Source organism: Pseudomonas extremaustralis (genome assembly GCF_900102035.1).
Taxonomy (GTDB): domain Bacteria; phylum Pseudomonadota; class Gammaproteobacteria; order Pseudomonadales; family Pseudomonadaceae; genus Aquipseudomonas; species Aquipseudomonas extremaustralis.
In genome coordinates, this window is record NZ_LT629689.1 from 1,117,782 (window position 1) to 1,144,160 (window position 26,379).

27 protein-coding genes are annotated in these 26,379 nt (G+C 63.0%); 14 read left to right on the forward strand and 13 right to left on the reverse strand.

Going from position 1 to position 26,379, the window contains the following annotated elements; genetic code table 11:
* Window positions 1–26 precede the first annotated feature (26 nt).
* Window positions 27–1,271 (reverse strand): saccharopine dehydrogenase family protein, encoded by a 1,245-nt coding sequence (locus BLR63_RS05495; RefSeq protein WP_010564549.1) that lies wholly within the window; start codon window positions 1,269–1,271, stop codon window positions 27–29.
* A 28-nt stretch (window positions 1,272–1,299) separates the two neighbouring features.
* Window positions 1,300–2,397 carry a carboxynorspermidine decarboxylase gene (locus BLR63_RS05500; RefSeq protein ID WP_010564550.1) on the reverse strand — a complete coding sequence of 366 codons (1,098 nt, stop codon included), beginning with the start codon at window positions 2,395–2,397 and terminating at the stop codon, window positions 1,300–1,302.
* A 266-nt stretch (window positions 2,398–2,663) separates the two neighbouring features.
* On the opposite strand from BLR63_RS05500, the gene BLR63_RS05505 reads away from it, so the two are divergent.
* The 9 genes from BLR63_RS05505 to yfcF all read left to right on the forward strand — a co-directional run bounded on the left by BLR63_RS05505 (window position 2,664) and on the right by yfcF (window position 12,918).
* Window positions 2,664–3,683, forward strand: a complete 1,020-nt coding sequence (locus tag BLR63_RS05505; RefSeq protein WP_042946719.1) for a LacI family DNA-binding transcriptional regulator — start codon at window positions 2,664–2,666, stop codon at window positions 3,681–3,683.
* Window positions 3,667–4,671 carry an ABC transporter substrate-binding protein gene (locus tag BLR63_RS05510; RefSeq protein WP_010564552.1) on the forward strand — a complete coding sequence of 335 codons (1,005 nt, stop codon included), beginning with the start codon at window positions 3,667–3,669 and terminating at the stop codon, window positions 4,669–4,671. The genes BLR63_RS05505 and BLR63_RS05510 overlap by 17 nt, the downstream gene beginning before the upstream one ends.
* Complete coding sequence (locus tag BLR63_RS05515) at window positions 4,672–5,490, forward strand: ABC transporter permease (RefSeq protein ID WP_010564553.1); 819 nt, start codon at window positions 4,672–4,674, stop codon at window positions 5,488–5,490.
* Window positions 5,487–6,281 (forward strand): ABC transporter permease, encoded by a 795-nt coding sequence (locus BLR63_RS05520; protein ID WP_010564554.1) that lies wholly within the window; start codon window positions 5,487–5,489, stop codon window positions 6,279–6,281. Before BLR63_RS05515 ends, BLR63_RS05520 begins: the two co-directional genes overlap by 4 nt.
* Window positions 6,278–7,309: an ABC transporter ATP-binding protein gene (locus BLR63_RS05525; protein ID WP_010564555.1), complete on the forward strand. Its 1,032-nt coding sequence runs from the start codon at window positions 6,278–6,280 to the stop codon at window positions 7,307–7,309. The genes BLR63_RS05520 and BLR63_RS05525 overlap by 4 nt, the downstream gene beginning before the upstream one ends.
* A gap of 10 nt (window positions 7,310–7,319) precedes the next feature.
* Window positions 7,320–8,153, forward strand: coding sequence for a phosphodiesterase (locus BLR63_RS05530; RefSeq protein ID WP_010564556.1), 834 nt, complete (start codon window positions 7,320–7,322; stop codon window positions 8,151–8,153).
* 139 nt (window positions 8,154–8,292) lie between these two features.
* Window positions 8,293–9,612, forward strand: a complete 1,320-nt coding sequence (locus BLR63_RS05535; protein ID WP_010564557.1) for an OprD family porin — start codon at window positions 8,293–8,295, stop codon at window positions 9,610–9,612.
* A 235-nt stretch (window positions 9,613–9,847) separates the two neighbouring features.
* Window positions 9,848–12,136 carry a 5-methyltetrahydropteroyltriglutamate--homocysteine S-methyltransferase gene (metE, locus tag BLR63_RS05540; protein ID WP_010564558.1) on the forward strand — a complete coding sequence of 763 codons (2,289 nt, stop codon included), beginning with the start codon at window positions 9,848–9,850 and terminating at the stop codon, window positions 12,134–12,136.
* Between the two features lie 149 nt (window positions 12,137–12,285).
* Entirely contained in the window at window positions 12,286–12,918 is a 633-nt protein-coding gene (gene yfcF / locus BLR63_RS05545) for a glutathione transferase (RefSeq protein ID WP_010564559.1), read from the forward strand.
* On the opposite strand, the gene BLR63_RS05550 is transcribed toward yfcF, so the two are convergent.
* The gene (locus BLR63_RS05550; RefSeq protein ID WP_010564560.1) at window positions 12,893–13,162 is read right to left on the reverse strand and encodes a hypothetical protein; all 270 of its coding nucleotides are present in this window, start codon (window positions 13,160–13,162) and stop codon (window positions 12,893–12,895) included. The genes yfcF and BLR63_RS05550 overlap by 26 nt on opposite strands.
* A gap of 145 nt (window positions 13,163–13,307) precedes the next feature.
* Here BLR63_RS05550 and BLR63_RS05555 point away from each other — a divergent pair, with 145 nt between their 5' ends.
* Both BLR63_RS05555 and BLR63_RS05560 read left to right on the forward strand, forming a co-directional pair.
* Window positions 13,308–13,952 carry a hypothetical protein gene (locus BLR63_RS05555; protein WP_010564561.1) on the forward strand — a complete coding sequence of 215 codons (645 nt, stop codon included), beginning with the start codon at window positions 13,308–13,310 and terminating at the stop codon, window positions 13,950–13,952.
* Between the two features lie 34 nt (window positions 13,953–13,986).
* Window positions 13,987–14,328 carry a hypothetical protein gene (locus BLR63_RS05560; protein WP_010564562.1) on the forward strand — a complete coding sequence of 114 codons (342 nt, stop codon included), beginning with the start codon at window positions 13,987–13,989 and terminating at the stop codon, window positions 14,326–14,328.
* 18 nt (window positions 14,329–14,346) lie between these two features.
* Here BLR63_RS05560 and BLR63_RS05565 read toward each other — a convergent pair whose 3' ends face one another.
* Together BLR63_RS05565 and BLR63_RS05570 are read right to left on the reverse strand one after the other, a co-directional pair.
* A complete protein-coding gene (locus BLR63_RS05565) occupies window positions 14,347–15,093 on the reverse strand; it encodes a creatininase family protein (RefSeq protein ID WP_010564563.1) in 747 nt (248 codons plus the stop codon).
* A gap of 30 nt (window positions 15,094–15,123) precedes the next feature.
* Complete coding sequence (locus BLR63_RS05570) at window positions 15,124–15,837, reverse strand: murein L,D-transpeptidase catalytic domain family protein (RefSeq protein ID WP_010564564.1); 714 nt, start codon at window positions 15,835–15,837, stop codon at window positions 15,124–15,126.
* Window positions 15,838–15,875: 38 nt separating this feature from the next.
* On the opposite strand from BLR63_RS05570, the gene BLR63_RS05575 reads away from it, so the two are divergent.
* Both BLR63_RS05575 and dapF read left to right on the forward strand, forming a co-directional pair.
* Complete coding sequence (locus BLR63_RS05575; protein WP_010564565.1) at window positions 15,876–17,477, forward strand: L,D-transpeptidase family protein; 1,602 nt, start codon at window positions 15,876–15,878, stop codon at window positions 17,475–17,477.
* A gap of 137 nt (window positions 17,478–17,614) precedes the next feature.
* Entirely contained in the window at window positions 17,615–18,415 is an 801-nt protein-coding gene (dapF, locus tag BLR63_RS05580; RefSeq protein WP_010564566.1) for a diaminopimelate epimerase, read from the forward strand.
* A gap of 28 nt (window positions 18,416–18,443) precedes the next feature.
* On the opposite strand, the gene BLR63_RS05585 is transcribed toward dapF, so the two are convergent.
* From BLR63_RS05585 to BLR63_RS05595, 3 genes are all read right to left on the reverse strand, one after another.
* The gene (locus BLR63_RS05585) at window positions 18,444–18,869 is read right to left on the reverse strand and encodes a GNAT family N-acetyltransferase (RefSeq protein ID WP_010564567.1); all 426 of its coding nucleotides are present in this window, start codon (window positions 18,867–18,869) and stop codon (window positions 18,444–18,446) included.
* An 18-nt stretch (window positions 18,870–18,887) separates the two neighbouring features.
* Window positions 18,888–19,379 (reverse strand): GNAT family N-acetyltransferase, encoded by a 492-nt coding sequence (locus BLR63_RS05590; protein ID WP_010564568.1) that lies wholly within the window; start codon window positions 19,377–19,379, stop codon window positions 18,888–18,890.
* A 185-nt stretch (window positions 19,380–19,564) separates the two neighbouring features.
* Window positions 19,565–20,980: a purine-cytosine permease family protein gene (locus BLR63_RS05595; RefSeq protein ID WP_010564569.1), complete on the reverse strand. Its 1,416-nt coding sequence runs from the start codon at window positions 20,978–20,980 to the stop codon at window positions 19,565–19,567.
* Between the two features lie 216 nt (window positions 20,981–21,196).
* Between BLR63_RS05595 and BLR63_RS05600 the strand changes: the two genes are divergently transcribed.
* Window positions 21,197–22,108 (forward strand): LysR substrate-binding domain-containing protein, encoded by a 912-nt coding sequence (locus BLR63_RS05600; RefSeq protein ID WP_010564570.1) that lies wholly within the window; start codon window positions 21,197–21,199, stop codon window positions 22,106–22,108.
* Between the two features lie 131 nt (window positions 22,109–22,239).
* Here the strand turns inward: BLR63_RS05600 and BLR63_RS05605 are convergent, their stop codons facing one another.
* The 5 genes from BLR63_RS05605 to BLR63_RS05625 form a co-directional block, all read right to left on the reverse strand.
* On the reverse strand, window positions 22,240–22,635 hold the full coding sequence (locus tag BLR63_RS05605; protein ID WP_010564571.1) for a hypothetical protein: 396 nt from the start codon (window positions 22,633–22,635) through the stop codon (window positions 22,240–22,242).
* Window positions 22,636–22,767: 132 nt separating this feature from the next.
* On the reverse strand, window positions 22,768–23,913 hold the full coding sequence (argE, locus tag BLR63_RS05610; RefSeq protein ID WP_010564572.1) for an acetylornithine deacetylase: 1,146 nt from the start codon (window positions 23,911–23,913) through the stop codon (window positions 22,768–22,770).
* Entirely contained in the window at window positions 23,910–24,587 is a 678-nt protein-coding gene (locus BLR63_RS05615; RefSeq protein WP_010564573.1) for a DUF1028 domain-containing protein, read from the reverse strand. The genes argE and BLR63_RS05615 overlap by 4 nt, the downstream gene beginning before the upstream one ends.
* 10 nt (window positions 24,588–24,597) lie before the next feature.
* Window positions 24,598–25,008: a RidA family protein gene (locus tag BLR63_RS05620; protein WP_010171793.1), complete on the reverse strand. Its 411-nt coding sequence runs from the start codon at window positions 25,006–25,008 to the stop codon at window positions 24,598–24,600.
* Between the two features lie 23 nt (window positions 25,009–25,031).
* Complete coding sequence (locus BLR63_RS05625; RefSeq protein ID WP_373419531.1) at window positions 25,032–26,363, reverse strand: flavin-containing monooxygenase; 1,332 nt, start codon at window positions 26,361–26,363, stop codon at window positions 25,032–25,034.
* Window positions 26,364–26,379: the final 16 nt, after the last annotated feature.

The following is a 26,379-nucleotide window of genomic DNA, read 5'->3' on the forward strand; positions in this document are numbered from 1 at the left end:
ATTTTGGTTCGGTCTGCTATCGCCTATCAGGCAATCGCATCCCAGGCCCGATCGCCGTGCTCGTCTTTGATCCGAGTCGGCAGGCCCATCACATCCAGGGCTTTCAGGAACGGCTCGGCTGGCAGTTCCTCGACGTTGGCCATGCGCTTCACATCCCACTCGCCACGGGCGACCAGCAGCGCGGCGGCGACCGGTGGTACGCCGGCGGTGTAGGAGATGCCCTGGCTATCAGTCTCGGCGTAGGCTTCTTCGTGATCGGCCACGTTGTAGATGAACACCTCGCGCGGCTGGCCATCCTTGGTGCCTTTGACCAGGTCGCCGATGCAGGTCTTGCCGGTGTAGCCGGGAGCGAGCGACGACGGGTCGGGCAGCACGGCCTTGACCACTTTCAGCGGCACCACTTGCAAGCCTTCGGCGGTAGTGACCGGTTTTTCGGAGAGCAGGCCGAGGCTGTTCAGCACAGTGAACACGTTGATGTAGTGCTCGCCGAAGCTCATCCAGAAACGCACGTTGGGCACGTCGAGGTTTTTCGACAGCGAGTGCACTTCATCGTGGCCGGTGAGGTAGAGGTTCTGCGAACCGACCACTGGCAGGTCGTCGGTGCGTTTGACTTCGAACATGGTGTTGCTGGTCCACTGGCTGTTCTGCCAGCTCCACACCTGTCCGGTGAATTCGCGGAAATTGATTTCCGGGTCGAAATTGGTAGCGAAGTATTTGCCATGGGAGCCGGCATTGACGTCGAGAATGTCGATCGAATCAATGCGGTCGAAATGCTGTTGCTGCGCCAGCGCGGCATACGCGTTGACGACACCCGGGTCGAAGCCCACGCCAAGGATGGCGGTGATGTTCTTCTGTTTGCACTCTTCCAGGTGGTTCCATTCGTAGTTGCCGTACCACGGCGGGGTCTCGCAGACTTTGCCCGGCTCTTCGTGGATGGCGGTGTCGAGGTAGGCAACGCCCGTGTCGATGCAGGCACGCAGTACCGACATGTTGAGGAACGAGGAGCCCACGTTGATGACGATCTGCGATTGTGTCTCGCGGATCAGGGCCTTGGTCGCTTCCACGTCCAGGGCGTTCAGCGCGAAGGCTTGGATGTCGGCGGGAACCTTGAGACTACCCTTGGTCTTGACGCTGTCGATGATGGCCTGGCATTTGGAGATGTTGCGCGACGCGATAGCAATACGACCGAGTTCGTCGTTGTGCTGCGCGCACTTGTGGGCCACCACCTTGGCGACACCTCCTGCACCAATGATAAGAACGTTCTTTTTCAATTGCTTTATCTCTCCTTTATCCGCCAGCTTACGAAAGGCTGGACAGGTAGTCGTCGTAACCAAATTCACGAACCACCTCGACGGTACCGTCGAGTTGTTTCACTACGATGGACGGCATTTTCAGGCCGTTGAACCAGTTTTTCTTGACCATGGTGTAGCCCGCGGTGTCGATGAACGACAGCCGATCGCCGATGGTCAGCGGACGATCGAATTGATACTCGCCGAAGATGTCCCCGGCCAGGCAGGATTTGCCGCACACCATGTAGGTGTGTTCACCCGCGCTCGGCGCCAGCTTGGCGTTGAGGCGATAGATGAGCAGGTCCAGCAGGTGGGCTTCGATGGAGCTGTCGACCACGGCCAGGTGCTTGCCGTTGTAGAGGGTGTCGAGCACGGTGACTTCCAGGGAGGCGCTGTTGGTGATCGCCGCTTCGCCCGGTTCCAGGTACACCTGCACGCCGTACTTCTCGGAGAACGCTTTCAACCGGGCGCAGAAGGCGTCCACGGCATAGTCTTCGCCGGTGAAATGGATGCCGCCGCCGAGGCTGACCCACTCGACCTTGTGCAGCAGCGCGCCGAAGCGTTCTTCGATGGTGCTGAGCATGTTGTCGAACAGGCTGAAGTCGTCGTTCTCGCAGTTGTTGTGGAACATGAAGCCGGAGATCTGCTCGATCACGCCTTCGATCTTCACCGGGTCCCATTCGCCCAGGCGGCTGAACGGACGCGCCGGGTCGGCCAGCAGGTAGTCTGAACTGCTCACCTGTGGGTTGACGCGCAGGCCGCGGGTCTTGCCTTCGCTGCGTGCGGCAAAGCGCTGCAGCTGGCTGATGGAGTTGAAGATGATCTTGTCGCAGTTTTCCAACATCTCTTCGATTTCGTCGTCGGCCCAGGCCACGCTGTAGGCGTGCGCCTCGCCTTCGAATTTCTGGCGACCGAGCTTCAATTCATACAGCGACGACGAGGTGGTGCCGTCCATGTATTGCTGCATCAGGTCGAACACCGACCAGGTGGCAAAGCACTTGAGCGCCAGCAGGGCCTTGGCGCCGGACTGCTCGCGCACGTAGGCGATCTTCTGCATGTTGACCAGAAGCTTCTGTTTATCGATGAGGTAGTACGGCGTTTTGATCATTTTTGAGAGCCTGCGGTGGTGCCTGCCAAAAAAGGACACGCATTGTGCCCTCACTTGGAGCAGATCGAAAGGTTAGTGGGCGGAATTTGCGCGCCGGGTTTTCAAGCATAGCCATGCAATATGACTATCCAACGGCATGCCCCCTCACACATGGGGACCTTTGTGGACCCGCTTCGCTGACATCAAACCGTCATCTGCTCACCACGTAGCTGCCACATTGCATCGCTACTGTCCTCGCCAATGAGATCGATCTCAAGCGAGTGATCATGACTGACCTGAAAGACGTTGCGCGGTTGGCCGGGGTGTCCCGTGCCACCGCCGCCCGCACCTTTGCCAGCCCCGAGCAAGTGCGCCCGGCCACCCGTGAGCAGGTGTTCGCCGCCGCCCGCGAGCTGGGGTTTCGCCCCAATTTGCTGGGCCGCCAACTGCGTTTGCAAACCACCCAGTTGATCGGCGTGGTGGTGCCCAATCTGCTTAACCCGGTGTTCGCCGAACAGTTCCAGGCCATGGAGCGGGCGGCGCGGTTGCGCGGCTACAGCCTGTTGCTGGCGACCACCGACTACAGCAGCGAGCGCGAGTGGGTGGTGGTGGAAGAACTGCTGCGCCAGCGCGTCGATGGCCTGGTGCTGACGGTGACCGATGCCGAAAGCAATAGCGTGCTCAGCAGCCTGAACAGCGAAAAAACTCCGTTCGTGCTGGCCTATCACCAACCCGGCAACCCCAACTACAGCGCGGTGTCGGTCGACAACCGCGCGGGCATGGCCTTGGCGACCCGCTATCTGCTGGACGCCGGGCATCGCCGCATCAGCATGGTCGCCGGCCCTGCCTTGCAGTCCGACCGCGCGCGGCTGCGCTATGCCGGTTACTGCGACGCCATGACTGAGTACGGCCTGCACAGCCGCCCGGTGATCGAAATGCCGGCCCACACCGAGGCCGAATTCGCCGCCATCGCGCCGTATCTACAGGGCCCCGAGGCACCCACCGCGCTGGTGTGCTCCAACGATTTCCTGGCGATCAGCCTGATCGCCGAACTGCGCCGCAACGCCTGGCATGTGCCGCAACAGCTATCGGTCGTGGGCTTTGACGGCATCTCCCTGGGTACCCAGATGCACCCGACCCTGTGCAGCGTGGTGCAGCCCATCGCGCTGCTGGCCAGCACCGTGATCGAGCAACTGCTGGCGCAAATCGCCGGCAACGCCCCGACGTCCCATTGCCTGCCTTGCCATATCCGGCCGGGCGAAAGCACCCAACCCCTTGAGGAGACCCCCGATGCGCGCATTCAGTAAAACCCTGGCCGCCGTGCTGCTGTGCGGCGTGGCCAGTCTGGCCCAGGCCGCCGAGACCGCGATTTGCTACAACTGCCCGCCGGACTGGGCCGACTGGGGCACCCAGCTCAAGGCCATTGCCGCCAGCACCGGCGTGCAAGTGCCGCTGGACAACAAGAACTCCGGCCAGTCCCTGGCGCAACTGGTGGCCGAACAGGCCGCGCCGGTCGCTGACGTGGTGTACTACGGCGTGACCTTCGGCCTGCAGGCGCAAAAGGCCGAAGTGGTCGACACTTACAAACCCCACGGCTGGGAGCAGATTCCCGCCGGTTTGAAAGACCCCGCCGGCCATTGGTTCGCGATCCACTCCGGCACCCTGGGCATCATGGTCAACGTCGATGCACTTGGCGGCTTGCCCGTGCCCCAGGGCTGGGCTGATCTGCTCAAGCCACAGTACAAAGGCATGGTCGGTTACCTGGACCCGTCCAGCGCCTTCGTCGGTTACGTATCGGCGGTGGCGATCAACCGTGCCATGGGCGGCGACCTGGACAACTTCGCCCCGGCCATCGACTACTTCCAGAAACTGGCGAAAAACGCGCCCATCGTGCCCAAGCAAACCGCGTATGCGCGAGTGTTGTCCGGTGAGTTGCCGATCCTGGTGGACTACGACTTCAACGCCTACCGCGCGCGCTACAAAGACCACGCCAACGTCGCCTTCGTGATTCCCCAGGAAGGCAGCATCAGCGTGCCCTATGTGATGAGCCTGGTGGCCAACGCCCCGCACCGCGCGAATGCCGAAAAGGTCCTCGACTTTGTGCTCTCCGATCAAGGCCAGGCGCTGTGGGCCAAGGCTTACCTGCGCCCGGTGCGCCCGATAGAGATGCCCGCCGAGGTCGCCGCGCAGTTCCTGCCCGATAGCGATTACGCCCGCGCCGGCGTGGTGGACTACCAGAAAATGGCCGCTGTGCAGGAAGCCTTCGCCGCCCGTTATCTGAACGAGGTCAAGTAAGTGTCCGCATCGGCAAAACACGCCGCCTGGGCCCTGGCTCCGGCGTTTGCGGTGCTGCTCGCGTTCTGGTTGCTGCCGCTTGCGCACCTGATGGTGTTGGGCGCCGAAAGTCGCGACAGCCTCGGCAGCGGCTATTGGCAGGTACTCAGCAGCGCACAGTATCTGGGCAGCCTGGCGCAAACCTGTGCGCTGGCGGTGTTCGTCACGCTGGTGGCGCTGCTGATCGGCGGCATCAGCGGGGTGTTCCTAGCCCGGCAGCGGTTTTTCGGGCGCTCGGCGCTGGTGGCGTTGCTGACCTTTCCGCTGGCGTTTCCCGGCGTGGTGGTGGGCTTTCTGGTGATCCTGCTGGCCGGGCGCCAGGGCCTGCTGGCGTCCCTGGGCCTGCAACTGGCCGGTGAGCGCTGGATCTTCGCCTACTCCCTGGCCGGGCTGTTTGTCGGCTACCTGTATTTCTCGATCCCGCGGGTGATCCTCACGGTGATGGCCGCGTGCGAAAGCCTCGACCGCAGCCTCGAAGAAGCCGCGCATTCCCTGGGCGCCGGGCACTGGCGCGTGGTGTGCGACGTGATCGTGCCGGGCCTGGCGCCGGCGTTGGCGTCTTGCGGCGCGATCTGCTTCGCCACCTCCATGGGCGCCTTCGGCACCGCCTTTACTTTGGGCACGCGCCTGAACGTCACTCCGGTGGCGATCTACAACGTGTTCACCAACTACGCCAATTTTGCCGTCGCCGCCGCGTTGTCGGTGGTGCTGGGCGCGCTGACCTGGGCCGTGCTGTTGCTCACCCGGCGCCTGGTGAACAATGCGGGGACTGTCCTGTGAAACGCTCATCGCTGTTCGTGCTGCAACTGCTGTTTAGCCTGTTGGTGTGCGCCTTCATGTTGGTGCCGGTGTTGATGTCGTTGCTGGCCGGGCTGACGCGCAACTTCTTCGTCGGCTTGTCCAGCGGCCTGACTTTCGATTGGTTGATCCAGGTGTGGCAGGCCTATTCGCCGACGGTGTGGCTGTCGCTGCAATTGGCCCTGGCCTGCGCGGTGTGCGTCTGCGTGATTGGCGTGCCGGCAGCCTATGCCCTGGTGCGCATGAACAACCGCTTCAGCCGCGCCTTCGAGGAATTGATGGTGCTGCCGGTGGCGATGCCGGGGCTGGCCAGTGCGCTGGCATTGCTGCTGACCTACGGCCAGTTCGGCACGTTTCGCAGCAGCTGGCTGTTCATCCTCGTCGGCCATGTGCTGTTCACCTTGCCGTTCCTGGTGCGCCCGGTGATGGCGGTGATGCAACGCCAGCACTTGCCGGTATTGGAGGAGGCGGCGGCCAGCCTCGGCGCCGGTCCCATTAAGCGCTTCTTCAGCGTGGTGGTGCCCAATTGCCGCGCCGGGATTCTCGCCGGGGTGCTGATGGTGGTGACCTTGTCCCTGGGTGAATTCAACCTGACCTGGATGCTCCATACGCCCATGACCAAGACCCTGCCGGTGGGCCTGGCCGATAGCTACGCCTCGGCGCGCCTGGAAATCGCCAGCGCCTACACCCTTATCTTTTTGCTGATGATCGTGCCGCTGCTGATTGCGCTGCAGGCCATCAGTGCCCGTCTGTCCCGTGGAGAGCGTCGATGACCGCTATCACTATCCGCCTGCAAGGCTGTCGCAAGGCATTCGCCGACGGCACCGTGGCCGTGCATGACTTGAACCTGAGCGTCGAAGGCGGCGAGACCCTGGCCATTCTCGGCCCATCCGGCTGCGGCAAAACCACGACCTTGCGCCTGATCGCCGGCCTGGAACGCCCGGATGTGGGCCAGGTGTTTTTCGGCGATCAGGACGTCACGCGCCTGCCCATCGAGCGTCGTGACGTGGGCATGGTGTTCCAGAACTACGCGCTGTTTCCCAACCTCGATGTGGCCGGGAATATCGTCTACGGCTTGAAGATTCGCGGTGTGCCGGTGCGCGAGCGCAACACCCGTTGCGACGAGCTGCTGGAGCTGGTCGGCTTGCAGGCTCACGGCCAGCGCAGCATCCACGAATTGTCCGGCGGCCAGCGCCAGCGTGTGGCCCTGGCCCGTGCATTGGCGCCGCGCCCCAAGGTGCTGTTGCTGGACGAACCGCTGGCGGCCCTGGATGCGCAATTGCGCGAGCGCCTGCGCAGTGAGTTGGATCAACTGCTGCGCGGCCTGGGGATCACCGCGGTGTTCGTCACCCACGACCAGGGCGAAGCCATGGCCCTGGGCGATCGCATCCTGGTGATGGAAAAGGGCCGTGTCGCGCAACTGGCCAGCCCCCGGGAAATCTACCAGCAGCCGGCCAATGCGTTTGTCGCTGGGTTCGTCGGCAACCTCAACGCCTTCCCGGTGATCGAACACTCGGTGCAGGGCTTGAAAGTCTGCGGCGGCGAACTGCCGTGGCATCAGGCCAACCGGCCGGACACCGTGTACTGCCGCCCCGAACACTTGCGGGTGATGGACGGCGAAGGGCACCTGCACGGCCATCTGCTGGCGCAGTTTTTCCAGGGCGCGCAAAGCCGTTTGCTGGTGGACGTGGGCGGCTCGCAACCGTTGCTGGTCGACAGCAGCGATAACCCGCTGTACGCCGTCGGCGCACCGATCGCCCTGGCCATCGCGCCGCACATGTTGTTTACCCTGAATGTGTGAGAGTTGCCTTGTGAACCGTCCGTTTCTTGTTGCGCAGATCAGCGATCTGCACCTTAAAGCCGGCCAGCGCCTGACCTACGGCGTGGTCGACACATTGGGCGCGCTGCGCCGTGCGGTGGAGCAGTTGAACGCCAGCCATCCACGCCCCGATATCGTGGTGATCAGCGGCGACCTGGTGGACTTCGGCCGCGCCGATGAATACGCCGTGCTGCGCCCCGAACTCGCGCGCCTGCACATGCCGGTCTACCTGGTGCCGGGCAATCACGACAGGCGTGGGCCGTTGCTCGACGCATTTGGCGATCACGCCTATTTGCCGGGGTCGGCCGACGCCCCGTTGGACTGGGTGGTGGACGAACATCCGCTGCGCTTGATCGGCCTCGACACGACCATCCCCGGCGACCACGGCGGCCAGTTGCTGGACAGCCAACTGCAATGGCTCGATGAGCAATTGGCACTACGCCCGGATGCACCGACCTTGCTGATCCTGCATCACCCGCCGTTCATCAGTGGCATCGGTCATATGGACCGCGAACCCTTCATCAACGCAGCGGCCCTGGAGCGTGTGGTCGCGCGCCACCCGCAAGTCGAGCGCCTGCTGTGCGGCCACCTGCACCGTCCGATGCAGCGGCGTTTCGGTGGCAGCATAAGTTGTGTATGCCCCGGCACCTCTCACCAGATCGTGCTGGACCTGCAAGACGCCGCGCCCGCGCATTTCAACCTGGAGCCGGCGGGTTATCTGTTGCATCGCTGGGATGCGCAACACGGTTTGATCAGCCACAACGGCGTATTCGGAAAATACCCGGGGCCTTACCCGTTCTATGACGCTCAAGGATTGATTGACTGAAGCTTCCCGGAGGTCCACTTCGTCCGACTGACCACCTGAATCACCGTTAACGCCCCGGCCAACATCCCTTGTGGCCGACGGCATCCTACTGCCCTTTTTTTGCGCCCGGAACTTGGATTCCGCGCTGGAGTTCGTCCTGATGAAAGCGACTTTGAATGTATTGAGCGTCGTGACCGGTGGCCTGGGAATCGCCCTGAGCCCCTTGGCGTCGGCCGATTTCTTGAGTGACAGCAAGGCCAACTTGGGCCTGCGTAACTTCTACTTCAACAACGACAACCGCGACGGCAGCGCCGCACCGTCGAAGACCGAAGAGTGGGGCCAGGCATTCATGCTCAACTATCAATCGGGCTTTACCGACAGCACCGTGGGCTTTGGCCTGGACGCGGTGGGCATGCTTGGCATCATCCTCGACAGCAGCGCCGCCCGCCATGTCGGCAGCTCGATGATCCCCACCGACGACGGCAAGGCCTTGGACAACTGGGCGCGCGGCGGCGCCACGGCCAAGGCGCGTTTCGCCAAGAGCGAGGCGCGTTACGGCTACCTGCGTCCGAACCTGCCGATCCTGGTGAGCAACGACGGTCGCCTGTTGCCGCAATCGTTCGAAGGCGGGCAAGTCACCAGCAAAGACATCGACAACCTGACACTCACCGGCGGCCAGCTCCAGCACACCACCGGCCGTGGTTCCAGCGACCGCAGTGGCCTGGCGGCGGCGGGCGGCACCCGGGAAAGCAATAAATTCAACTACGCCGGTGCCGACTACCAGGTGACCAAGGACCTGATGGTCCAGTACTACTACGCCAACCTCGAAGACTATTACCAACAACACTTCGCCGGCCTGATGCACGTATTGCCGCTGGGCGACTTCGGTTCGTTGAAAACCGACCTGCGTTATTTCAAGACCACCTCCGACGGCAAAAACAGCAGTGTCGCTGGCCGCGCCGAAGGCTACAAGATCGGCGGTTACACCAAGAACGGCAGCGGTGAAATCGACAACAACACCTGGAGTGCGGCGTTCATCTACTCCCTGGGGGGCCACGCGATTACCGCCGGATACCAGCAAGTCTCGGACGACAGCAACTTCGCGCAGTTGAACCAAGGTGGCCTGGCGAACAAAGGCGAGGGCGGTTCCAGCCTGTACCTCTACACCGACCGCACCGTACAGACCTTCATCCAGGCCGGCGAACGCACCGCGTTCGCACAGTACGCCTACGACTTCGCGGCGTTGGGTGTACCGGGCCTGAAGGCCTCGGTGATGTACCTCAAGGGCGAGCACATCCTCACCGCCAGCGGCAACGACGCCAGCGAGTGGGAACGGGATATCTCGCTGGACTACGTGGTGCAGAGCGGCACGTTCAAGAACGTCGGGTTTGGCTGGCGTAACGGCGTGTCCCGCAGTGAAGTCGCACGGGACCAGGACCAGAATCGCGTGTTCGTGAGCTACTCAATCCCATTGATGTAAGCCCCCCTTGTAGGAGCGAGCTTGCTCGCGAAGAACGCCAACGATAACGCGGACTGTCTGGAGGAACGCGGTGTTCTCGGGTTCTTCGCGAGCAAGCTCGCTCCTACAGGGGGCTGGTGTGCAGGGGTTTTAACATGAGTAAATCTTGTGATGATCTGGAATAAAATGAGTTTGTCTCACTATCGTCATCTGCCGACAATGGCCGCCATTGATACCTACAGTGGAGTTGTAAGTCATGGCAGTCGCTCATTCCCTTGGATTTCCGCGCATTGGACGCGATCGTGAACTGAAAAAAGCGCAGGAAGCGTTCTGGAAGGGTGAGCTCGACGAAGCCGGCCTGCGCGCTGTGGGCCGTGATCTGCGCAAGAGTCATTGGGACCTGCAGAAACAGGCAGGCATCGAGTTGCTGCCGGTGGGGGATTTCGCCTGGTACGACCAGGTGCTGAGCCACTCGCTGATGTTTGGCGTGATCCCCGAGCGTTTCCGCCCAGCCGATGGCCAGGCCACGCTGCACACGCTGTTTGGCATGGCACGGGGTGTCAGCGACAGTTGCTGCGGCGGCGCCCACGCCCAGGAAATGACCAAGTGGTTCGATACCAACTACCACTACCTGGTGCCTGAATTCAGCGCCGACCAGCACTTCCACCTCGGTTGGGACCAGCTCTTCGAAGAAGTGCAGGAAGCCCTCGACCTGGGGCACACCGTCAAGCCGGTGGTGATCGGCCCGCTGACCTACCTGTGGCTGGGCAAGGCCAAGGGCGGCGACTTCGACAAACTCGAGCTGCTCGAACGCCTGTTGCCGTTGTACGGCCAGATCTTCCAGCGCCTGGCCGATATGGGCGTGGAGTGGGTGCAGATCGACGAGCCGATCCTGGTACTCGACCTGCCCCAAGCCTGGAAAAACGCGTTCGAACGCGCCTACAACCTGATCCAGCGCGACCCACTGAAAAAACTCGTGGCGACCTACTTCGGTGGCCTGGAAGAAAACCTCGGCCTGGCCGCCAACCTGCCGGTGGACGGTCTGCACATCGACCTGGTGCGCGCGCCGGAGCAGTACCCGACCATTCTCGACCGCCTGCCGGCGTATAAAGTGCTGTCCCTGGGCGTGGTCAACGGTCGTAACGTCTGGCGTTGCGACTTGGAAAAAGCCCTGGCCACCTTGCAGCATGCCCATGAAAAGCTCGGCGATCGCCTGTGGGTGGCGCCGTCCTGCTCGCTGCTGCACAGTCCGGTGGACCTTGGGCGTGAAGACCAATTGGATGCCGAGCTGAAAAGCTGGCTGGCGTTCGCCGTGCAGAAGTGCGCCGAAGTCGCGGTGTTGACGCAAGCGGTCAACCAGCCCGACGCGCCACAGGTGCTGGCGGCCCTGGCGCAAAGCCGCGCCGTGCAAGCCGGTCGTGCCGCGTCGCCGCGTATCCACAAGCCGGCGGTGCAAGCGCGTGTCGCGGCCATTACTGCCAAGGACAGCCAGCGCCAATCGCCGTTCACCCAACGCATCGAGACGCAGCGTGCCGGCCTCAACCTGCCGCTGTTCCCGACCACCACCATCGGTTCGTTCCCGCAAACCGCCTCGATCCGCCTGGCGCGCCAGTCCTACAAGGCCGGCAAGTTGAGCGAAGCGGAGTACGTCGAAGCGATGCACAGTGAAATCAAACACGCCGTCGAAGTGCAGGAACACCTGGGCCTGGATGTGCTGGTCCACGGTGAGGCCGAGCGTAACGACATGGTCGAATACTTCGCCGAGCAACTGGACGGCTATGTGTTCACCCGCTTCGGCTGGGTGCAGAGCTATGGTTCGCGCTGCGTGAAACCGGCGGTGATCGTCGGCGACCTCAGCCGTCCGCAGGCGATGACGGTGGAGTGGATTCGCTATGCGCAAAGCCTGACCGGCAAAGTGATGAAGGGCATGCTGACGGGACCGGTAACCATGCTGATGTGGTCGTTCCCCCGCGAAGACGTGAGCCGCGAAGTGCAGGCCCGCCAACTGGCCCTGGCGATCCGTGACGAAGTGGTCGACCTGGAAGCCGCCGGCATCAAGATCGTGCAGATCGACGAAGCGGCGTTCCGTGAAGGCCTGCCGTTGCGCCAGGCGCAGTGGCAGCCCTACCTGGACTGGGCCACCGAAGTGTTCCGCCTGTGCGCCTCGGGCGTGCGCGATGAAACCCAGATCCACACCCACATGTGCTACAGCGAGTTCAACGATGTGATCGAGTCCATCGCGGCGATGGATGCCGACGTGATCACCATCGAGACGTCGCGTTCGGATATGGAATTGCTGGACGCGTTCGAAGCCTTTGCCTACCCCAACGACATCGGCCCTGGCGTCTACGACATCCACTCGCCACGGGTGCCCCAGGCCTCGGAGATGGCCAACCTGCTGCGCAAGGCGGCCAAGCGGATTCCGGCCGAGCGCTTGTGGGTGAACCCCGATTGCGGCTTGAAGACCCGTGGCTGGGCGGAGACGGAAGCGGCGTTGATTCACATGGTGACGGCCGCCCGCCAACTGCGCGCTGAACTGGCTTGATGGTATAAGCCACGCAGGGTGTCCATTGAGCGCAGTCGGGTCACGTCGCAATGGACTATTCCCCCCGGGAATGCCCCCATAAAAACCCTGCATTGTCTTTCTGGCTGAACATCTCGTAGCGTGGGGCTTCACACCCAAGGAGCTCCACCATGCACCAGCCCCCGTTGCGCCTCTATGTTGATTCGGTCTACACCAGCCCTTACGCGATGTCGGTGTTCGTCACCTTGCGGGAAAAGGGCCTGGCCTTCGATACCGTGACCCTGGACCTGGACGCCGGGCAAAACCAGGCGGCTGACTTTGCCCGGCTTTCCGTGACCCGGCGCGTGCCGACCCTGGTGGAAGGCGACTTTGCGCTGTCGGAGTCTTCGGCGATCACCGAATACCTGGAGCAGGTCTATCCCGCCACGCCGGTGTACCCGGCCGATCCCAAGCAGCGGGCGCGGGCGCGACAGGTCCAGGCGTGGCTGCGCAGCGACTTGCTGCCGATCCGTCAGGAGCGCTCGACGCTGGTGGTGTTCTGCGGGCAGAAGCGACCGCCGCTGTCGCCCGAGGCTGAGGCTGCGGCGAATAAGTTGATCAGTGCCGCCGAGGCGCTGCTGGTGGGCAATCCGGCGAACCTGTTCGGCGAGTGGTCGATTGCCGATGTGGACCTGGCGTTGATGCTCAATCGCCTGATCCTCAACGGCGACCGCGTGCCGGCTGCGTTGGTCGACTATGCCCAGCGCCAATGGCAGCGGCCATCGGTGCAGGCATGGGTCAATCTGCCAAGACCCGCGCTTTAGCCGGCCACTCTTGTTCCACGCGGCGGTCCAGTTCTTCCCAATCCGCCATGCCCAGCACTCGCACGGTGTTCAAACCGCGCAGGTAACCGCGTAACTGCTGGGCACTGGCGTAGACCTGTTCCGCGTCTGCCGTTTCGTCCAGCAACACGTTTTCATAGTCGGCCAGGTAATCGGCAACGCGGTCGCGAAACTCCGGTAGTACGGCTTCGCGGATGCGGTCGAAGGTCTTTTGGTGGGGTTTCATGGCGGGTCCTTATAAGTTTTATGTCGACACTGTGGGGTTCATGACTATCGGTTCAGATGATAGTGATCATCACGCAACGCAAGTTCTGTTTTTGCCGAAAAGGCGGAAAATCATCGCATCGAAACAGGGTTCAAGGAAATGCGCGATGAGGACATTGATTCTGCTGGGTTTAATGGTGCTGACACTCGGCACAGTGGCGTTGGACAACGCGGCGATTGCCGACGACTCGACTAATAGCCATTTGCTACCTATCGTCGGTAGCGTAGACTCCTTGCAGCGCGCGCAATCGGTAGGTGTATTACTCAGCGACAACACCCGCGATAACCTCAGCTACCTTGAACGCTACCACGACATGGCCTTGAATGGCGCCAAGGATGCACTCGACGAGCGTATCCGCCGGGCGTTCGTCAACAGTTCCGACCCGGAACTGGCCATTGATTGGTTGATGAGCTCGCTGCAAGGCGCCTTCCTGTCGGTCACTGTCTACGACAACCTGGACGCCCTGTTGCAGGCTCACCCCGATGTGGTGGTGATGCTCGACGCCCATAACCAACTGCTGACCCAGCGCAACGATCAGGTCGAGGCGCAGTTTGTCGCGCGGTTCTATGACGCGAACCTGCAATACATCGCCAAAGCCGAAGGCTCGGTGCACAAGCAGGTACCGTCGGTGTGGGTGCACGACCAGGCAGCACCGCAGATTGCCGCGCAGATCGAGCAGCAGCAGGACGTGCAACTCGATGCCTTGAAGCAGTTCGATGAGTCGCTCAAGGCGCTGATTCGTGCGGGTTGATATGACCCTTTATTTTTAAACTCAGGATTTTTTCATGCGTTCTTTTTTCGTACCGGCCATGGCTTTTGCTTCCTTGTTGCTGACCGGTTGTGCCACCGCGCCCAACGCGCCGACGTTGACCCTGCAAACCGGCAAGGACCCCGAGACCTATCTGAAATGCGTGCTGCCCAAGCTGGAGAAGCACGGAGTCACTTCGACCGTGACCCAGAACTCGCGTCACGCCAAAGTCGTCTTGAGCAGTAAAGTCGCCGCCGATGACGTGCTCGAAGCCTACAAATCCCAGGACGGCGCCAAGGTGTTTTTGTATGAGCGCAAGCCGCTGGCGTCGGCGATCACGCCGTCGCGATTGGAGCTGGCAGCGCAGGAATGCAAATAACCCGCGCTGGAGATGCTCTCAGGGTTTGGCTTCGTTGCTGAAGGCGTTGACGCTCTTGACCAGCCCTTGTGCCGCTAACGCCACCAATTCACCGCCTTTCTCCACCGTCGCCAACGCCGGGTCCGAGCCCATGCGGCCGTCCGGGAAGCGTGCGCGAAAGTCCAAGGCTTCGCGGATCGGCCCGGTGTTGGCGATCTGCGGTGCGTAGTCGGCTGACTTGATCGATTCCGGGTACGCCCACTGCGTCACCGCAATTTCCGACGGCGTGGCATGGCTGCCATGGCCTACCGGGAATTGCCGGTGCGCCAGCTCGGTGACGCCTTCCAGATCCCACCAGTTCACCAATTTCAGCGCGAACCCGGCCGGGCGACGGGCGAAGCTGGCCTCGGCGTACAGCTCGGAAAACGCCGCCTCGATCGTGGCGATATTGCCGCCATGGCCATTGAGGAACAGGATTTTCTCGAAACCGTGCCCGGCCAGGGAACGCACCCAGTCGCCAATCGCGGCAATGAAGGTGGACGGGCGCAGCGAGATGGTGCCGGGAAAGCCCAGGTGATGCTGGGCCATGCCGATATTGAAGGTCGGGCCGATCAGGATGTCGGCGTTTTTCTGTGCGTGGTGGGCGATGATTTCCGGGCACATCCAGTCGGTGCCGAGCAGCCCGGTGGGGCCATGCTGCTCATTGGAGCCGATGGGAATCACCACCGTGCGGCTGTGTTCCAGAAACTGGCCGATCTCGATCCAGGTGGACGTGTGTAGAAGCATGCGACGTTCTCTTTTATCTAGGGAGACAGGCTATCCGCCGCGGATTGTACGGCTACTCGCCACCTGTTGGGGTTTGCAATTGAGGTACGTCGAGGACTTCAGCCAGCGCTGGTCCGGGTACCACGAAAACATGAATTGGCCATCCTTGAGCTTGTCCACCACCTGGCGCGCCACCTGCGGGCGCACGGCCGGGCAACCCTGGCTGCGGCCGATGCGGCCTTCGCGCTTGCTCCACAACGGGTTGACGTAGTCGGCCGCGTGAATCACCAGGGCGCGGTCGCGGGCCTGGTCGTTGAAGCCCGGCTCCAGGCCGTCCATGCGCAGCGAGTAGCCGTGGGTGCCGAGGTAACTTTCCTGGGTACGGAACAGGCCCAGGCTGGATTGGTGGCTGCCTTCGCGGTTGGAGAACTGGGTGGCGAAGTTCTCCCCGGACTTGGCACCATGGGCCACCAGGTCGCGCAGCACCAGGGTCTTTTTGCGCAGATCGAAAATCCACAGCCGACGAGCGGTCGAAGGCTGGGTATAGTCAATCACCGCCAGGCGCTCGGAACGTTCCTCGCCATTATTGACCGCGCACTGCACCGCGTTCAGGGCGCTTTTGAGGACGGTGGGATTGAGTTCTGGAGCCTGGCGCGCCAGGCTGCTATACAAGGAAGGAGATTGGCCGTCGGCGGCGAGCGCAACAGGGCTCAGCGCAGCCAGGCTCACGGCGATCACGCCAAAGCGGCAGATAAAATTCAGCATCTACAGTACATCCCCCACTGTGGATTGGAGCAAAGTCATTGTTCAAAAAACACGCATGTTACTTGAGCATTTGCTTGCTCGTCGCACCACTGGTCGCCACAGCCGCTGCGCTGGCGGATGACGCGTTACCCGTAGCACCGCCCGCGCTGGTCGCCACGGCGCCGATACAGCAGGCCCTGGCGCAACTCTCCAGCGTTTGCCCCCGGCTCGCGCCGCAGATAGACCCCGCCGCCCAATCGCGCCTGCAAGCCTTTTACCAGCAGCAGGGCGATCTGCCGCTGTGGTCGGCCAATGAGCGTCGGCAAGCGTTGCACACGCAGTTGCTGATGCTCGCCGACGACGGCCTGGACCCCGGCCACTATAGCCTGCCGACGGCAGATACCTCGGCCAACGTGCTGTGCAGCGATATCGACACCAGCCGCCAGTACCTGCAAGCCCTGCAGGATCTGCATTACGGGCGCTTGCAGCAATCGCGCTTCGAACCGCTGTGGCACGCCCAGCCGCCGGCCCAAGACCCGAATTCAGAGGTGCTGGCCTTGGCCGCCGCCGGCCTGCAAGACATGGCCAGTGCCTTCGACCAGGCGCGCCCGAGCGCCGATCTCTATCGCAGCTTGCGCAACGCCTATTCCGCGGTGCGCCAGCAACCCTTGCCCCATTGGAACGCCGTCGCTGGCGGCCCGTTGCTGCGCCCCGGCATGGACGACCCGCGCGTACCGGAACTGGCGCGGCGCCTCTACCTCGGTGGCTACCTGGCCAGCGAACCCAAGGGCAGCGGCACGCAATACCGTGCGGAACTGGTGAGTGCGGTGAAGGCCTTCCAGCTCAGCCACTCCTTGCAGTCCGACGGGGTGATCGGTGCGGGGACAGTCGCCGAGCTCAATATCAGCCCGGCCATGCGCCGTGAACAATTGCGCATCAACCTTGAGCGTTTCCGCTGGCTGGCCCAGGACCTGGAGCCCGAAGGCGTGCTGGTCAACGTCGCTGCCGCGCAACTGAGCGTGTACCAGAGCGGTGTCCCGGTGTGGCAAACCCGCTTGCAAGTGGGGCGTGCCGAACGCCAGACGCCGTTGCTCAAGTCGCGCATTACCCGGCTGACCCTCAACCCCACCTGGACCATCCCGCCCACCATCATGCGCGAGGACAAACTCCCCGCCATCCGCCTCAACCCCGAATACCTGCGCCAGCAGAACCTGCAAGTGCTCGACGCCGAGGGGCGCGCGCTGACGCCCGAGCAGGTCGACTGGTCGCACCCCGGCAATATCCTGCTGCGCCAGGAAGCCGGCCCGCGCAACCCCCTGGGCAAGATCGTGCTGCGCTTTCCCAACCCGTATTCGGTGTACCTGCACGACACGCCGAGCCAGCCGCTGTTCACCAAGGGGCCACGGGCGTTCAGCTCGGGATGCGTGAGGGTCGAACAACCGTTGCGGCTGCGCGACCTGCTGGTCAGCCCGGCCGAACGTGCGCGTACCGACGAACTGCTGGCCACCGGCGTGACCCACGAATTCCGCCTGGCCAACCCGGTGCCGCTGTTGCTGGGATATTGGACGGTACAAGTCGATGGCCAGGGCGACCTGGTGTACGCCCCGGATATCTACGGACGCGATCCGATACTGATGAAAGCGATGGGCAGCGTTCTCTAACCGCCGCCCACCTCCCTTTAGGAGCGAGCTTGCTCGCGAAAAACGTCAACGATGACGCGGGCATCCTGAAGGCATGCGGCGCTCTCGGGTTTTTCGCGAGCAAGCTCGCTCCTACAGGTTCGACCACAGGACTGCCCATGCCCTTGCCGTTCGTAAAGATGCATGCCCATGGCGATGACTTCATCATCGTCGACCGCCGTGGCCTGGATGACCCTATTACCGCCGACATCGCCCGACGCCTGGGCAACCGGCATACCGGTATCGGCTTCAACCAGTTGGCCGTCGTGCTGGACTGCGAAGACGCCGCCGCACGGATCAAATTCTGGAACCCCAACGGCACACCGTTGGCCACCTGCGGCAGCGCCACCCGTGGCGTCGCTGATCGCCTGATGCATGAAACCGGCGCCGAGTCGATCGTGCTGCGCACCGATCGCGGTTTACTGACCTGCGTGCGCGAATCGGGGCAGCGGGTGTCGGTGAATATGGGCGAACCGTCCCTGGACTGGGCGGCAGTGCCGTTGGCCGAGGCCATGGATACGCGCACCTTGCCCCTCAACGGCAGCCCGGCGGCGTGCAGCATGGGCAACCCCCATTGCACTTTCTTCGTGGAAGACCTGGCAGTCATCGACGTCGCGGCGCTGGGCCCTGCGTTGGAGCGTCACCCGCTGTTCCCGGCCGGGACCAACGTGCATTTCGTGCAGGTGCTCGATCGCGGACACATCCGCCTGCGCATCTGGGAGCGCGGTGGCGGCGTGCCGCTGGGGTCCGGTTCGTGCTGCTGCGCGGCGGTGGTCAATGGCATCCGCCGCGGCTTGCTGGATGCCACGGTGCAGGTGCAATGCGACGGTGGCACGGTCGGCGTGCACTGGGCGGGCGAGGGCGGCGTGGTGTTGACCGGGAGCGTAGAGCCGGTGATGCAGGGCTGCGCTTACCTGTAGCCCAGCCAACCCCTGCTGCGGTGTCGCGTCACAACGGTTTGGTCAGAAACACACGGCTGCTGCCGGCTGGTGCGCAAGGAATTTCGCCAAACCGCACCCACCCGTGTTTTTGGTAAAACCCCGGCGCCTGGAAGCTGATGGTGTACAGCACCGCATTCAGGCAACCCCGGCGCCGGGCTTCGTCTTCGAAGGCTTGCAGCAACCGGCTGCCAAGGCCCGTGCCGCGCAGGGATTCGGGTAAGTGGAACAAATCGAGGAAGGCCATGCCGAAGGCCGTTCTACCGGTGATGCCGCCAAGGACTTGCTGAGTGTGCGGGTCTCTGACCAACACTGTCAGCGGGCATCGATCATGGTAGCCGGTGGCTTGGGCGTTAAACTCGGCCAGGCCGTTGCCGAGGATGCGCTCGGCTTCGGGGTTGGGTTGGTCGCTGATTTCAATAGGCATCACGGTCATCATCAAGTCCTTTTCGGCTCAGAGCGTCATCACCATCTCATGCCATGCCATGCCGCCATGTTCCGACGGCGAAGGCCGCACATAGGTGTAGCCTATGCGCGTGTACAGCGGCACATGCTGTTCCTTGCACATCAGGTGAAGGGTCTGCTTGCCCATCGCCTGCATGCGCTGCACGAACTCGCTCATCAGTCGCTTGGCATAGCCGTTGCCCTGATGCGCCGGGTCGACCACCACCGACATGATCACTACATTCGGCGCCTCGGGCGAATGGCCAACCAACTCCTTGAACGCCTCGTCCGACATCACCACTTCATGGGCGCAGCCACTGTTGATGAAGCCCACCACCTCGCCATCGGCTTCCAGGATCAGAAAACCTTGGGGGTACAACGCAATGCGCGTGGCGATCTTTTCCAGGGTGGCGGCTTCGTCGCCTTCGTAGGCGCTGATCTCGATCTCGTAGCAACGGGCGGCGTCGGCGGGGAGGGCGTTGCGCAAGGTGAGGGTGGGCATGGTGGGTCCTGGGCGTTGTGCGAAAGGCCACATGATAGAGAAAGATCAGCGTTGCTGACACCGAGCCCGCCTGTAGGAGCGAGCTTGCTCGCGAAAAACGCCAACGATGACGCGTGTCACCTGGATGAGCGCGGCGTTCTCGGGTTTTTCGCGAGCGAGCTCGCTCCTACAGGGGTGTGTGGCGCTTAGGCCTCGCCCATCAATGTTCCTTGCGCCATCCGGCGCTTGTACGCACTGTCCCGGCGCGCCAGCCAGAAATACAGCGGCGACGTCACCACCAGCCCCACCACCCAGGACAGGTCCGCACCGTTGATGTGTGCCGAAATCGGCCCCACGTACAGCGGCGTGTTCATGAACGGAATCTGCACCGCGATGCCCACCGCATAGGCCAGCAAGGCCTGTGGGTTGTAGCGCCCGTAGATACCGCCGTCCACGCGGAAGATCGAGGCAATGTCGTATTTGCCTTTGTGGATTGCATAGAAGTCGATCAGGTTGATCGCGGTCCACGGCACCAACACCACCAGCAGCACCAACACCATGTCGACGAAGTGGCCGATAAAGTCTTTCGAGGCGAATACCGCGGCCACCGAACAGGCTGCGAGCACGATGACCGAGATCACGGCGCGGCTTTTCGCGGTGGGAATCCAGCGGTAGGCGAAGGTCTGCACCAGGGTGATGATCGACAGCACCGCGCCATACAGATTGAGCGCGTTGTGGCTGATCACGCTGAGCAAAAACAGCACCAGCATCAACGGGCCGATGGCGCCGGTGGCGAGCTTGACCGCGTCCATGGTGTCCATGCCCACCGGAGTGGCGAGCACGGCGACGGCGCCGAAGATGAACGACAGGCTCGAACCCAGGGCCGAGCCCAGGTAGGTGGTCCAGAAGGTCGACGCGACGGGCACGTCGGCCGGCAGGTAGCGCGAGTAGTCGGAGACGTAGGGTGCGAACGCGATCTGCCACAGCGCCGCCAGGGACACGGTGGCCAGCCAGCCGGAGAGGTTGAAGCCGCCGCGGGTCAGAAAATCCGTGGTCTGCACGTGGGTGAAGATGTAGCCGAAGCCCAGCACGATCCCGGCGCCCAGCACCCAGGTGCCGATGCGGTTGAGCACATGGATGAAGCGGTAACCGATGATGCCGATGATCCCGGAGCCGATGGCACCGATCACGATGCCCACCGGCACGGGCACCGCATCGACCACGCCGTGCAGGGATTTACCGGCGAGCACGATGTTGGAGGCGAAGAAACCGACGTACATCACGCCGGCAATCACCACCACCAGCAGCGCGCCGAGGGAACCGAACTGCGCGCGGCTCTGGATCATTTGCGGGATGCCCATCTGCGGGCCCTGGGCCGAGTGCAACGCCATCAGCACGCCGCCGACCAGATGGCCGACAAGGATGGCGACGATGCCCCAGATCAGGTTGAGGTGGAACAGTTGCACCCCCAGCGCGCCGGTGACGATCGGCAACGGCGCGATATTGCCGCCGAACCACAGGGTGAACAGGTCTCTGACCTTTCCGTGGCGATCTTCCGGGGGCACGTATCCAATCGTGTGTTTTTCGATAAGCGGGGCGGAGGATGTTGCAGTGGTGACCATGACGAACTCCAAGGCAAGGTGAGTACGTGGACGTACTTCGCTGTGCGCCGCCGGGCGGCGCTTTGTTGTTGGAGCGATCATCGGCAATGGGGGCGGGGAGGTAAATTAGTAAGTTTGTTGCTATAGACCTTAAAAAATATCGCTCGCGCCGGGACGCGCTCCGGTATGTTGCCTACCTGTCTTTTGCGGGCGAAGTCCCACGTTTACGGAGGCCCGATGGCTGCCTACAACCTGCGTCAACTCAGGTATTTCGTCACCACCGCCGAATGCGGCAGCGTCGCCGAGGCGTCGCGCAAGCTGTATATCGCGCAGCCGTCGGTCTCCACCGCGATCAAGCAATTGGAAGACAGTTTTGGCGTGCAACTGTTTATCCGCCACCACGCCCAGGGCGTGTCGCTCACCCCCAGCGGCGCGCGGTTTTATCGCAAGGCGCTGGAGCTGTTGCGGGTGGCCCACGAGTTCGAGCAGAACGCCCTGGCCGACAACGATGTGGTGGCGGGGCAGATCGATATCGGTTGTTTCGAGACGGTGGCGCCGCTGTACCTGCCGCGATTGATCGCCGGCTTCAAGGCGCGCTGGCCGGGGGTGGAAATCCGCATTCGCGATGGCGAGCAACAGGAACTGGTGCAGGCGCTCACGGCGGGCAGTATCGACGTGGCGATGCTGTTCGAGCACGACCTGGGCGCCACCATCGAGACCACGCCGCTGATGCCGCCGCAACAGCCTTACGCGTTGCTGCCGGCGGATCACCGCTTTGCGCAGCAGGCCAAAGTGTCCCTGGCCGATCTGGTGCGGGAGCCGATGATCCTGCTGGATGTACTGCCGAGCCGTACGTACTTCGTGAGCATTTTTGAAGAGCGTGGGTTGACGCCGAATATCGTGTTCAGCTCGCCGTCGATCGAGATGGTGCGCGGGATGGTGGGCAGGGGGTTCGGGTTTTCGATTCTGGTGACCAAGCCGTTCACCGAGTACACCTATGACGGGCAGAAGGTCGTGTGCGTGCCGTTGGCGGAGACTGTCACCGGTTCAGGCTTGTCGGCGGTGTGGCTGCGGCGGGCGCCGTTGACCAAACCGGTGCAGTTGTTTGTCGACTATTGCCGCGAAGAACTCGCACGGTTACTCGCCTGAACCCAAATCGTGTGGAGCCGGCTTGCCGGCGAAAAACGCCCAGGCGCCGTGTTCAGTCTGGCGACGCGGGTCATCGTTAACGACCTTCGCTGGCAAGCCAGCTCCAGGGCTCGCTGTGCGGATTTGCGGCGTTATTTTGTCGGGCTCAGGTTGATGATGTTGGCTTGGCGCATTTTCGTTTCGATGTGCTCACCCGCACGGTTCACTCTTTCCAGCAGCGAGGGGCTGAATGTGTCGTTGGGCAGGTCCGGATAGAAACGCACGCTGACCGTCCATGCATAGCCCGGCGGGGTCGCATAGTCGGCGAAGTGACGATTGCCAAGCTTCACGCTGATGTCATCGATGCCTTGTTCCTCGGCCACCTTCTGGAAGAGTTCTGCCGTGGGAAACAGGTCTTTATCCGCCACGGTGGCGCGGATGGTTTCCCGGTCCGGGACGCCCGCCGCGCGGCGCATATGCGCTTCTTCCACATGCGCCCCGGAAGCCAGTGCGCTGTTCATGAGTGGGTAATGCTGAATGCCTGTCATGTCTGTTACTCATCGCTGATTGAAGTGTTGCGGTCTGTTGACCGCATCACTCAGTGGCCGGGCTGCCGGTGCAGTTCCGTAGGCCCGGTCGGCGATGGAGGCCGGAGATATCGCCAGGCCGGCCACCCAGGCTCAGCGACTGAGCGACAGGTACATCCGCCGCAGCATTTCATCGCAGCCGTCGAGTTGCTCCACGCTCACAAACTCATCCGGCTTGTGTCCCTGGTCCATGCTCCCCGGCCCGCACACCACGGTGGGGATGCCCGCCGCATCAAACAATCCACCTTCGGTGCCAAACGCCACCGTGCCGAATTCCTGCGAGCCGGAAAAGTCCGCGATCAGTTGCGCCGCCTGGCTGCACTCATCGGTGACCAAGCCGGGATACGCCGACAACTCGGTAAAGCGAATCGCACTCTGCGCGCTCACCGCCTGCATGCGCGGCAGCACCTGCTGTTCTGCATACGCCTTCAATTGATCCGCCACTTCGCCAGGGTCCTGGGACGGCAGGGCGCGGATCTCGAAGTCGAAGCGGCAATCGGCGGGGACGATATTCAGCGCCTTGCCGCCGCTCATCACCCCGGTCTGCACGGTACTGAACGGTGGATCGAAACGCGCATCCCGAGTGTCCCGCAAGCGCTGGCCGATGCGCCCCAACTCACCGATCAACTCGGCGGCGTGTTCGATTGCGTTCACCCCATACGGCGCATAGGCCGAATGGCAGGCCTCGCCATGTACATCGCAACGCATCGCCAGCTTGCCCTTGTGACCGAGCACCGGCTTGAGTCCGGTGGGTTCGCCGATGATGCACAGCATCGGTTTGAGCGGGCGCTGTTCCAGCACCTTGAGCAGCGAACGCACGCCCAGGCAGCCGACTTCTTCGTCATAGGACAGTGCAATATGCACCGGCCGGCGTAAGTCTGCCTTGACCAGTTCCGGCACCAGCGCCAGCACGCAGGCGATGTAGCCCTTCATGTCCGCCGTGCCCCGGCCGAACAACTTGCCATCGCGCTCGGTCAGTTCGAACGGCGGTACGCTCCAGGCTTGGCCGTCCACCGGCACCACATCGGTATGCCCGGACAGTACGATGCCCGCAAGCTCCAGCGGGCCGATGCTGGCAAACAGGTTGGCCTTGCTGCGTTCTTCGTTGTAGACCAACTCGCTGGTCACGCCGAACCCGGCCAGGTAATCGCGCACGAACTCGATCAGTTGCAGGTTGGATTCGCGGCTGGTGGTATCGAACCCCACCAGCGTCTGCAGCAATTGGCGACTGCGGCTCATCGGTCGTCTCCGGCCACGCCATAGCCGGGGGAACGGTCCGGGGCGAGGGCGCGGTCGATGTAGTCCTGCACTTGCGGGCGGTAGGCGTCCCAGAGTGTTTGCAGCGCATTGATGGGCGCTTCGTCGGCCCAATCCACCCGCAGGTCGATGATCGGCCAGGTCAGTTCGCCCACCACCACCAACGCGGCGGAATGCACCGGGCCGGCTTCGCCACCGGCAGCGATGGCGGCGTGCATGGCGGCCAGCAGACGATCCGCCAGTTGGCCTTCAGCCTGTTCGAAGGCGCTGACCATTGCCGCGATGACGGCGCGATCGGCGAGCATATTGCCGGCCGCCACGCATTGTTCGCCCGACACCGCGTGATGGGTGCCGAGGGTTTCACTGCCGCTGAAATGCATGCTGCGGCCCAGGTGATCGATGGCCGTGAGCTGCCGGTATTGGCTATAGCCGTTGCGCGTCAGGGCCCTGTCGACGGCGTCGGCCGGGGCGAGGCCTTGCTCCAGCAGATCGAGCACGTCTGGGCCGAGGGCCGGCAGGGTGATGTTCTGGGTCGACACCGCGCCCACGCCGGGGCGCAGCCACGGGCAACGGGCGCCCACGGCGATGCTCGATGAGCTGATGGCGATGCCCAGTTGGCCGGTGTCCGCGCAACGGGCGACGATGGAAAAGGTCATGGGCGGTTCCTTATTCGGGAATAACGGCGATCACGTCGATTTCCATCAACCATTGCGGCTGACCCAGGGCCGACACCACCAGCCCGGTGGAAATCGGGAACACGCCTTTGAGCCACTTGCCGACTTCCTGATACACCGGCTCGCGGTAGCGTGGGTCGATCAGGTAGGTGGTGGTCTTGACGATATGGGACAGGTCGGACCCTGCCTCCTCGAGCAGCTGTTTGACGTTGCGCATGGCCTGCTCGGCCTGGGCGCGTGGGTCGCCGAGGCCGACCAGGTTGCCGTCGAAATCGGTGCCCACCTGGCCGCGCACATACACGGTGTTGCCGGCGCGCACGGCCTGGCACAGGTCGTTGTCCAGGCTCTGGTTGGGGTAGGTTTCCTTGGTGTTGAACATGCGGATGCGAGTGTGGGTAGGCATCTGGAAAACTCCGGAAAAAGGGATCAGGCGTTGGCCGTTTTTTTGTGAGCGACCGGCGCGGCTTCGCGGTACTCAAGGTACTGGCGCTGGATAGCGATATGGTCGGCCACGTACTTGGCGTCGTGCCACACGCCCCAGATAAACGACGAGCCACGGCGCGACTGCCAGGGTAAACCGAGGAAGTAGATCCCGGCTTCGCTGGACACCCCGCGCTGGTGTTGTGGCTTGCCGGCGGCGTCGAACGCATCGACCTGCAGCCAGCTGTAGTCCACGGCAAACCCGGTGGCCCAGATGATCGAGGTGATGCCGGCTTCGGCCAGGTCCAGGGTCAGGATCGGCTGCGTGATGCAGTCTGCGTCGGGGAACACGCGACGGGCTTCGGGTTCCGGCGGCAGGTCCAGGCCGTTGCGTTCGACGTAGGCGTCGGCCGCGTCCAGCAGGGCCAGGTAGTTTTCATCGCCTCGGGCCAGGTTCTCCACCAGGTTGGGTTGGAACGTGGCGACGTGGCCATCGAAGGATTGAGTCAGGCCGACCAGGGTCATGCCTTGCTGGGCCAGCTCGCGGAAGTCGATGGTCTTGCCGCCATGGGCGCCACTGACCGCGATGGTCACATGCTCGCGACCGGGTTTCATCGCGGCCTGGTCCCACTCGCCCAGCACCCCCAGCCACCAGCAGAAATCGCGGTTGCGGTAGGCACGCGGCGGGCGGTCGTGGGCGCCGACCGAGAGGTACACCCGGCGACCGGCGCGCTGCAATTCATCGGCAATCTGCACGCCCGACGACCCGGCGCCTACCACCAGCACGGCGCCGGCCGGCAGTTGGGCCGGGTTGCGATAGTCGGCGGAGTGGATCTGATGCAGCGCGGTGTCCTCTGGCGCAATCGCCGGAATCACCGGGATCTGGAACGCCCCGGTCGCCGCCACCACGCGGTTGGCTTCGATCACGCCTTCGCTGGTGTGCACGGTGAAACCGGGGCGGCCCACATTGCGCACCACCGAGGTCACGTCGACGCCAGTGCGGATCGGTGCGTTGAACCGGCGTGCATAGGTCTCAAAGTAATCCGCCACCCGTTCCTTGGGCGCAAAGCCGTCCGGGTCGACGTCATCGAACGCCAGGCCCGGAAAGCGGTCGTGCCAGGCCGGCCCGTTGGCCACCAGCGAATCCCAACGCCCGGTGCGCCAGCGCTCGGCGATCCGGCTGCGCTCCAGCACCAGGTGCGGCACGCCTTGCAGGCTCAGGTGCTCGCTCATGGCCACGCCAGCTTGACCGGCGCCCACCACCAGGGTGTCTATTGTTGTTGTCGCTACAGTCATGTGTCTGTCCTTCTGTGATGCAGTTGGATTCAGGTCGGGCATGACGTGAAGGCTAGGG

What these genes read in the sequence shown, in the direction of transcription:
- BLR63_RS05500 (WP_010564550.1), bottom strand. Translation starts at nt 2,397, where the DNA reads ATGATCAAAACGCCGTACTACCTCATCGATAAACAGAAGCTTCTGGTC.
- BLR63_RS05505 (WP_042946719.1), top strand. Translation starts at nt 2,664, where the DNA reads ATGACTGACCTGAAAGACGTTGCGCGGTTGGCCGGGGTGTCCCGTGCC.
- BLR63_RS05510 (WP_010564552.1), top strand. Translation starts at nt 3,667, where the DNA reads ATGCGCGCATTCAGTAAAACCCTGGCCGCCGTGCTGCTGTGCGGCGTG.
- BLR63_RS05525 (WP_010564555.1), top strand. Translation starts at nt 6,278, where the DNA reads ATGACCGCTATCACTATCCGCCTGCAAGGCTGTCGCAAGGCATTCGCC.
- BLR63_RS05535 (WP_010564557.1), top strand. Translation starts at nt 8,293, where the DNA reads ATGAAAGCGACTTTGAATGTATTGAGCGTCGTGACCGGTGGCCTGGGA.
- metE (WP_010564558.1), top strand. Translation starts at nt 9,848, where the DNA reads ATGGCAGTCGCTCATTCCCTTGGATTTCCGCGCATTGGACGCGATCGT.
- yfcF (WP_010564559.1), top strand. Translation starts at nt 12,286, where the DNA reads ATGCACCAGCCCCCGTTGCGCCTCTATGTTGATTCGGTCTACACCAGC.
- BLR63_RS05550 (WP_010564560.1), bottom strand. Translation starts at nt 13,162, where the DNA reads ATGAAACCCCACCAAAAGACCTTCGACCGCATCCGCGAAGCCGTACTA.
- BLR63_RS05555 (WP_010564561.1), top strand. Translation starts at nt 13,308, where the DNA reads ATGAGGACATTGATTCTGCTGGGTTTAATGGTGCTGACACTCGGCACA.
- BLR63_RS05560 (WP_010564562.1), top strand. Translation starts at nt 13,987, where the DNA reads ATGCGTTCTTTTTTCGTACCGGCCATGGCTTTTGCTTCCTTGTTGCTG.
- BLR63_RS05565 (WP_010564563.1), bottom strand. Translation starts at nt 15,093, where the DNA reads ATGCTTCTACACACGTCCACCTGGATCGAGATCGGCCAGTTTCTGGAA.
- BLR63_RS05570 (WP_010564564.1), bottom strand. Translation starts at nt 15,837, where the DNA reads ATGCTGAATTTTATCTGCCGCTTTGGCGTGATCGCCGTGAGCCTGGCT.
- dapF (WP_010564566.1), top strand. Translation starts at nt 17,615, where the DNA reads ATGCCCTTGCCGTTCGTAAAGATGCATGCCCATGGCGATGACTTCATC.
- BLR63_RS05585 (WP_010564567.1), bottom strand. Translation starts at nt 18,869, where the DNA reads ATGACCGTGATGCCTATTGAAATCAGCGACCAACCCAACCCCGAAGCC.
- BLR63_RS05590 (WP_010564568.1), bottom strand. Translation starts at nt 19,379, where the DNA reads ATGCCCACCCTCACCTTGCGCAACGCCCTCCCCGCCGACGCCGCCCGT.
- BLR63_RS05595 (WP_010564569.1), bottom strand. Translation starts at nt 20,980, where the DNA reads ATGGTCACCACTGCAACATCCTCCGCCCCGCTTATCGAAAAACACACG.
- BLR63_RS05600 (WP_010564570.1), top strand. Translation starts at nt 21,197, where the DNA reads ATGGCTGCCTACAACCTGCGTCAACTCAGGTATTTCGTCACCACCGCC.
- BLR63_RS05605 (WP_010564571.1), bottom strand. Translation starts at nt 22,635, where the DNA reads ATGACAGGCATTCAGCATTACCCACTCATGAACAGCGCACTGGCTTCC.
- argE (WP_010564572.1), bottom strand. Translation starts at nt 23,913, where the DNA reads ATGAGCCGCAGTCGCCAATTGCTGCAGACGCTGGTGGGGTTCGATACC.
- BLR63_RS05615 (WP_010564573.1), bottom strand. Translation starts at nt 24,587, where the DNA reads ATGACCTTTTCCATCGTCGCCCGTTGCGCGGACACCGGCCAACTGGGC.
- BLR63_RS05620 (WP_010171793.1), bottom strand. Translation starts at nt 25,008, where the DNA reads ATGCCTACCCACACTCGCATCCGCATGTTCAACACCAAGGAAACCTAC.
- BLR63_RS05625 (WP_373419531.1), bottom strand. Translation starts at nt 26,363, where the DNA reads ATGCCCGACCTGAATCCAACTGCATCACAGAAGGACAGACACATGACT.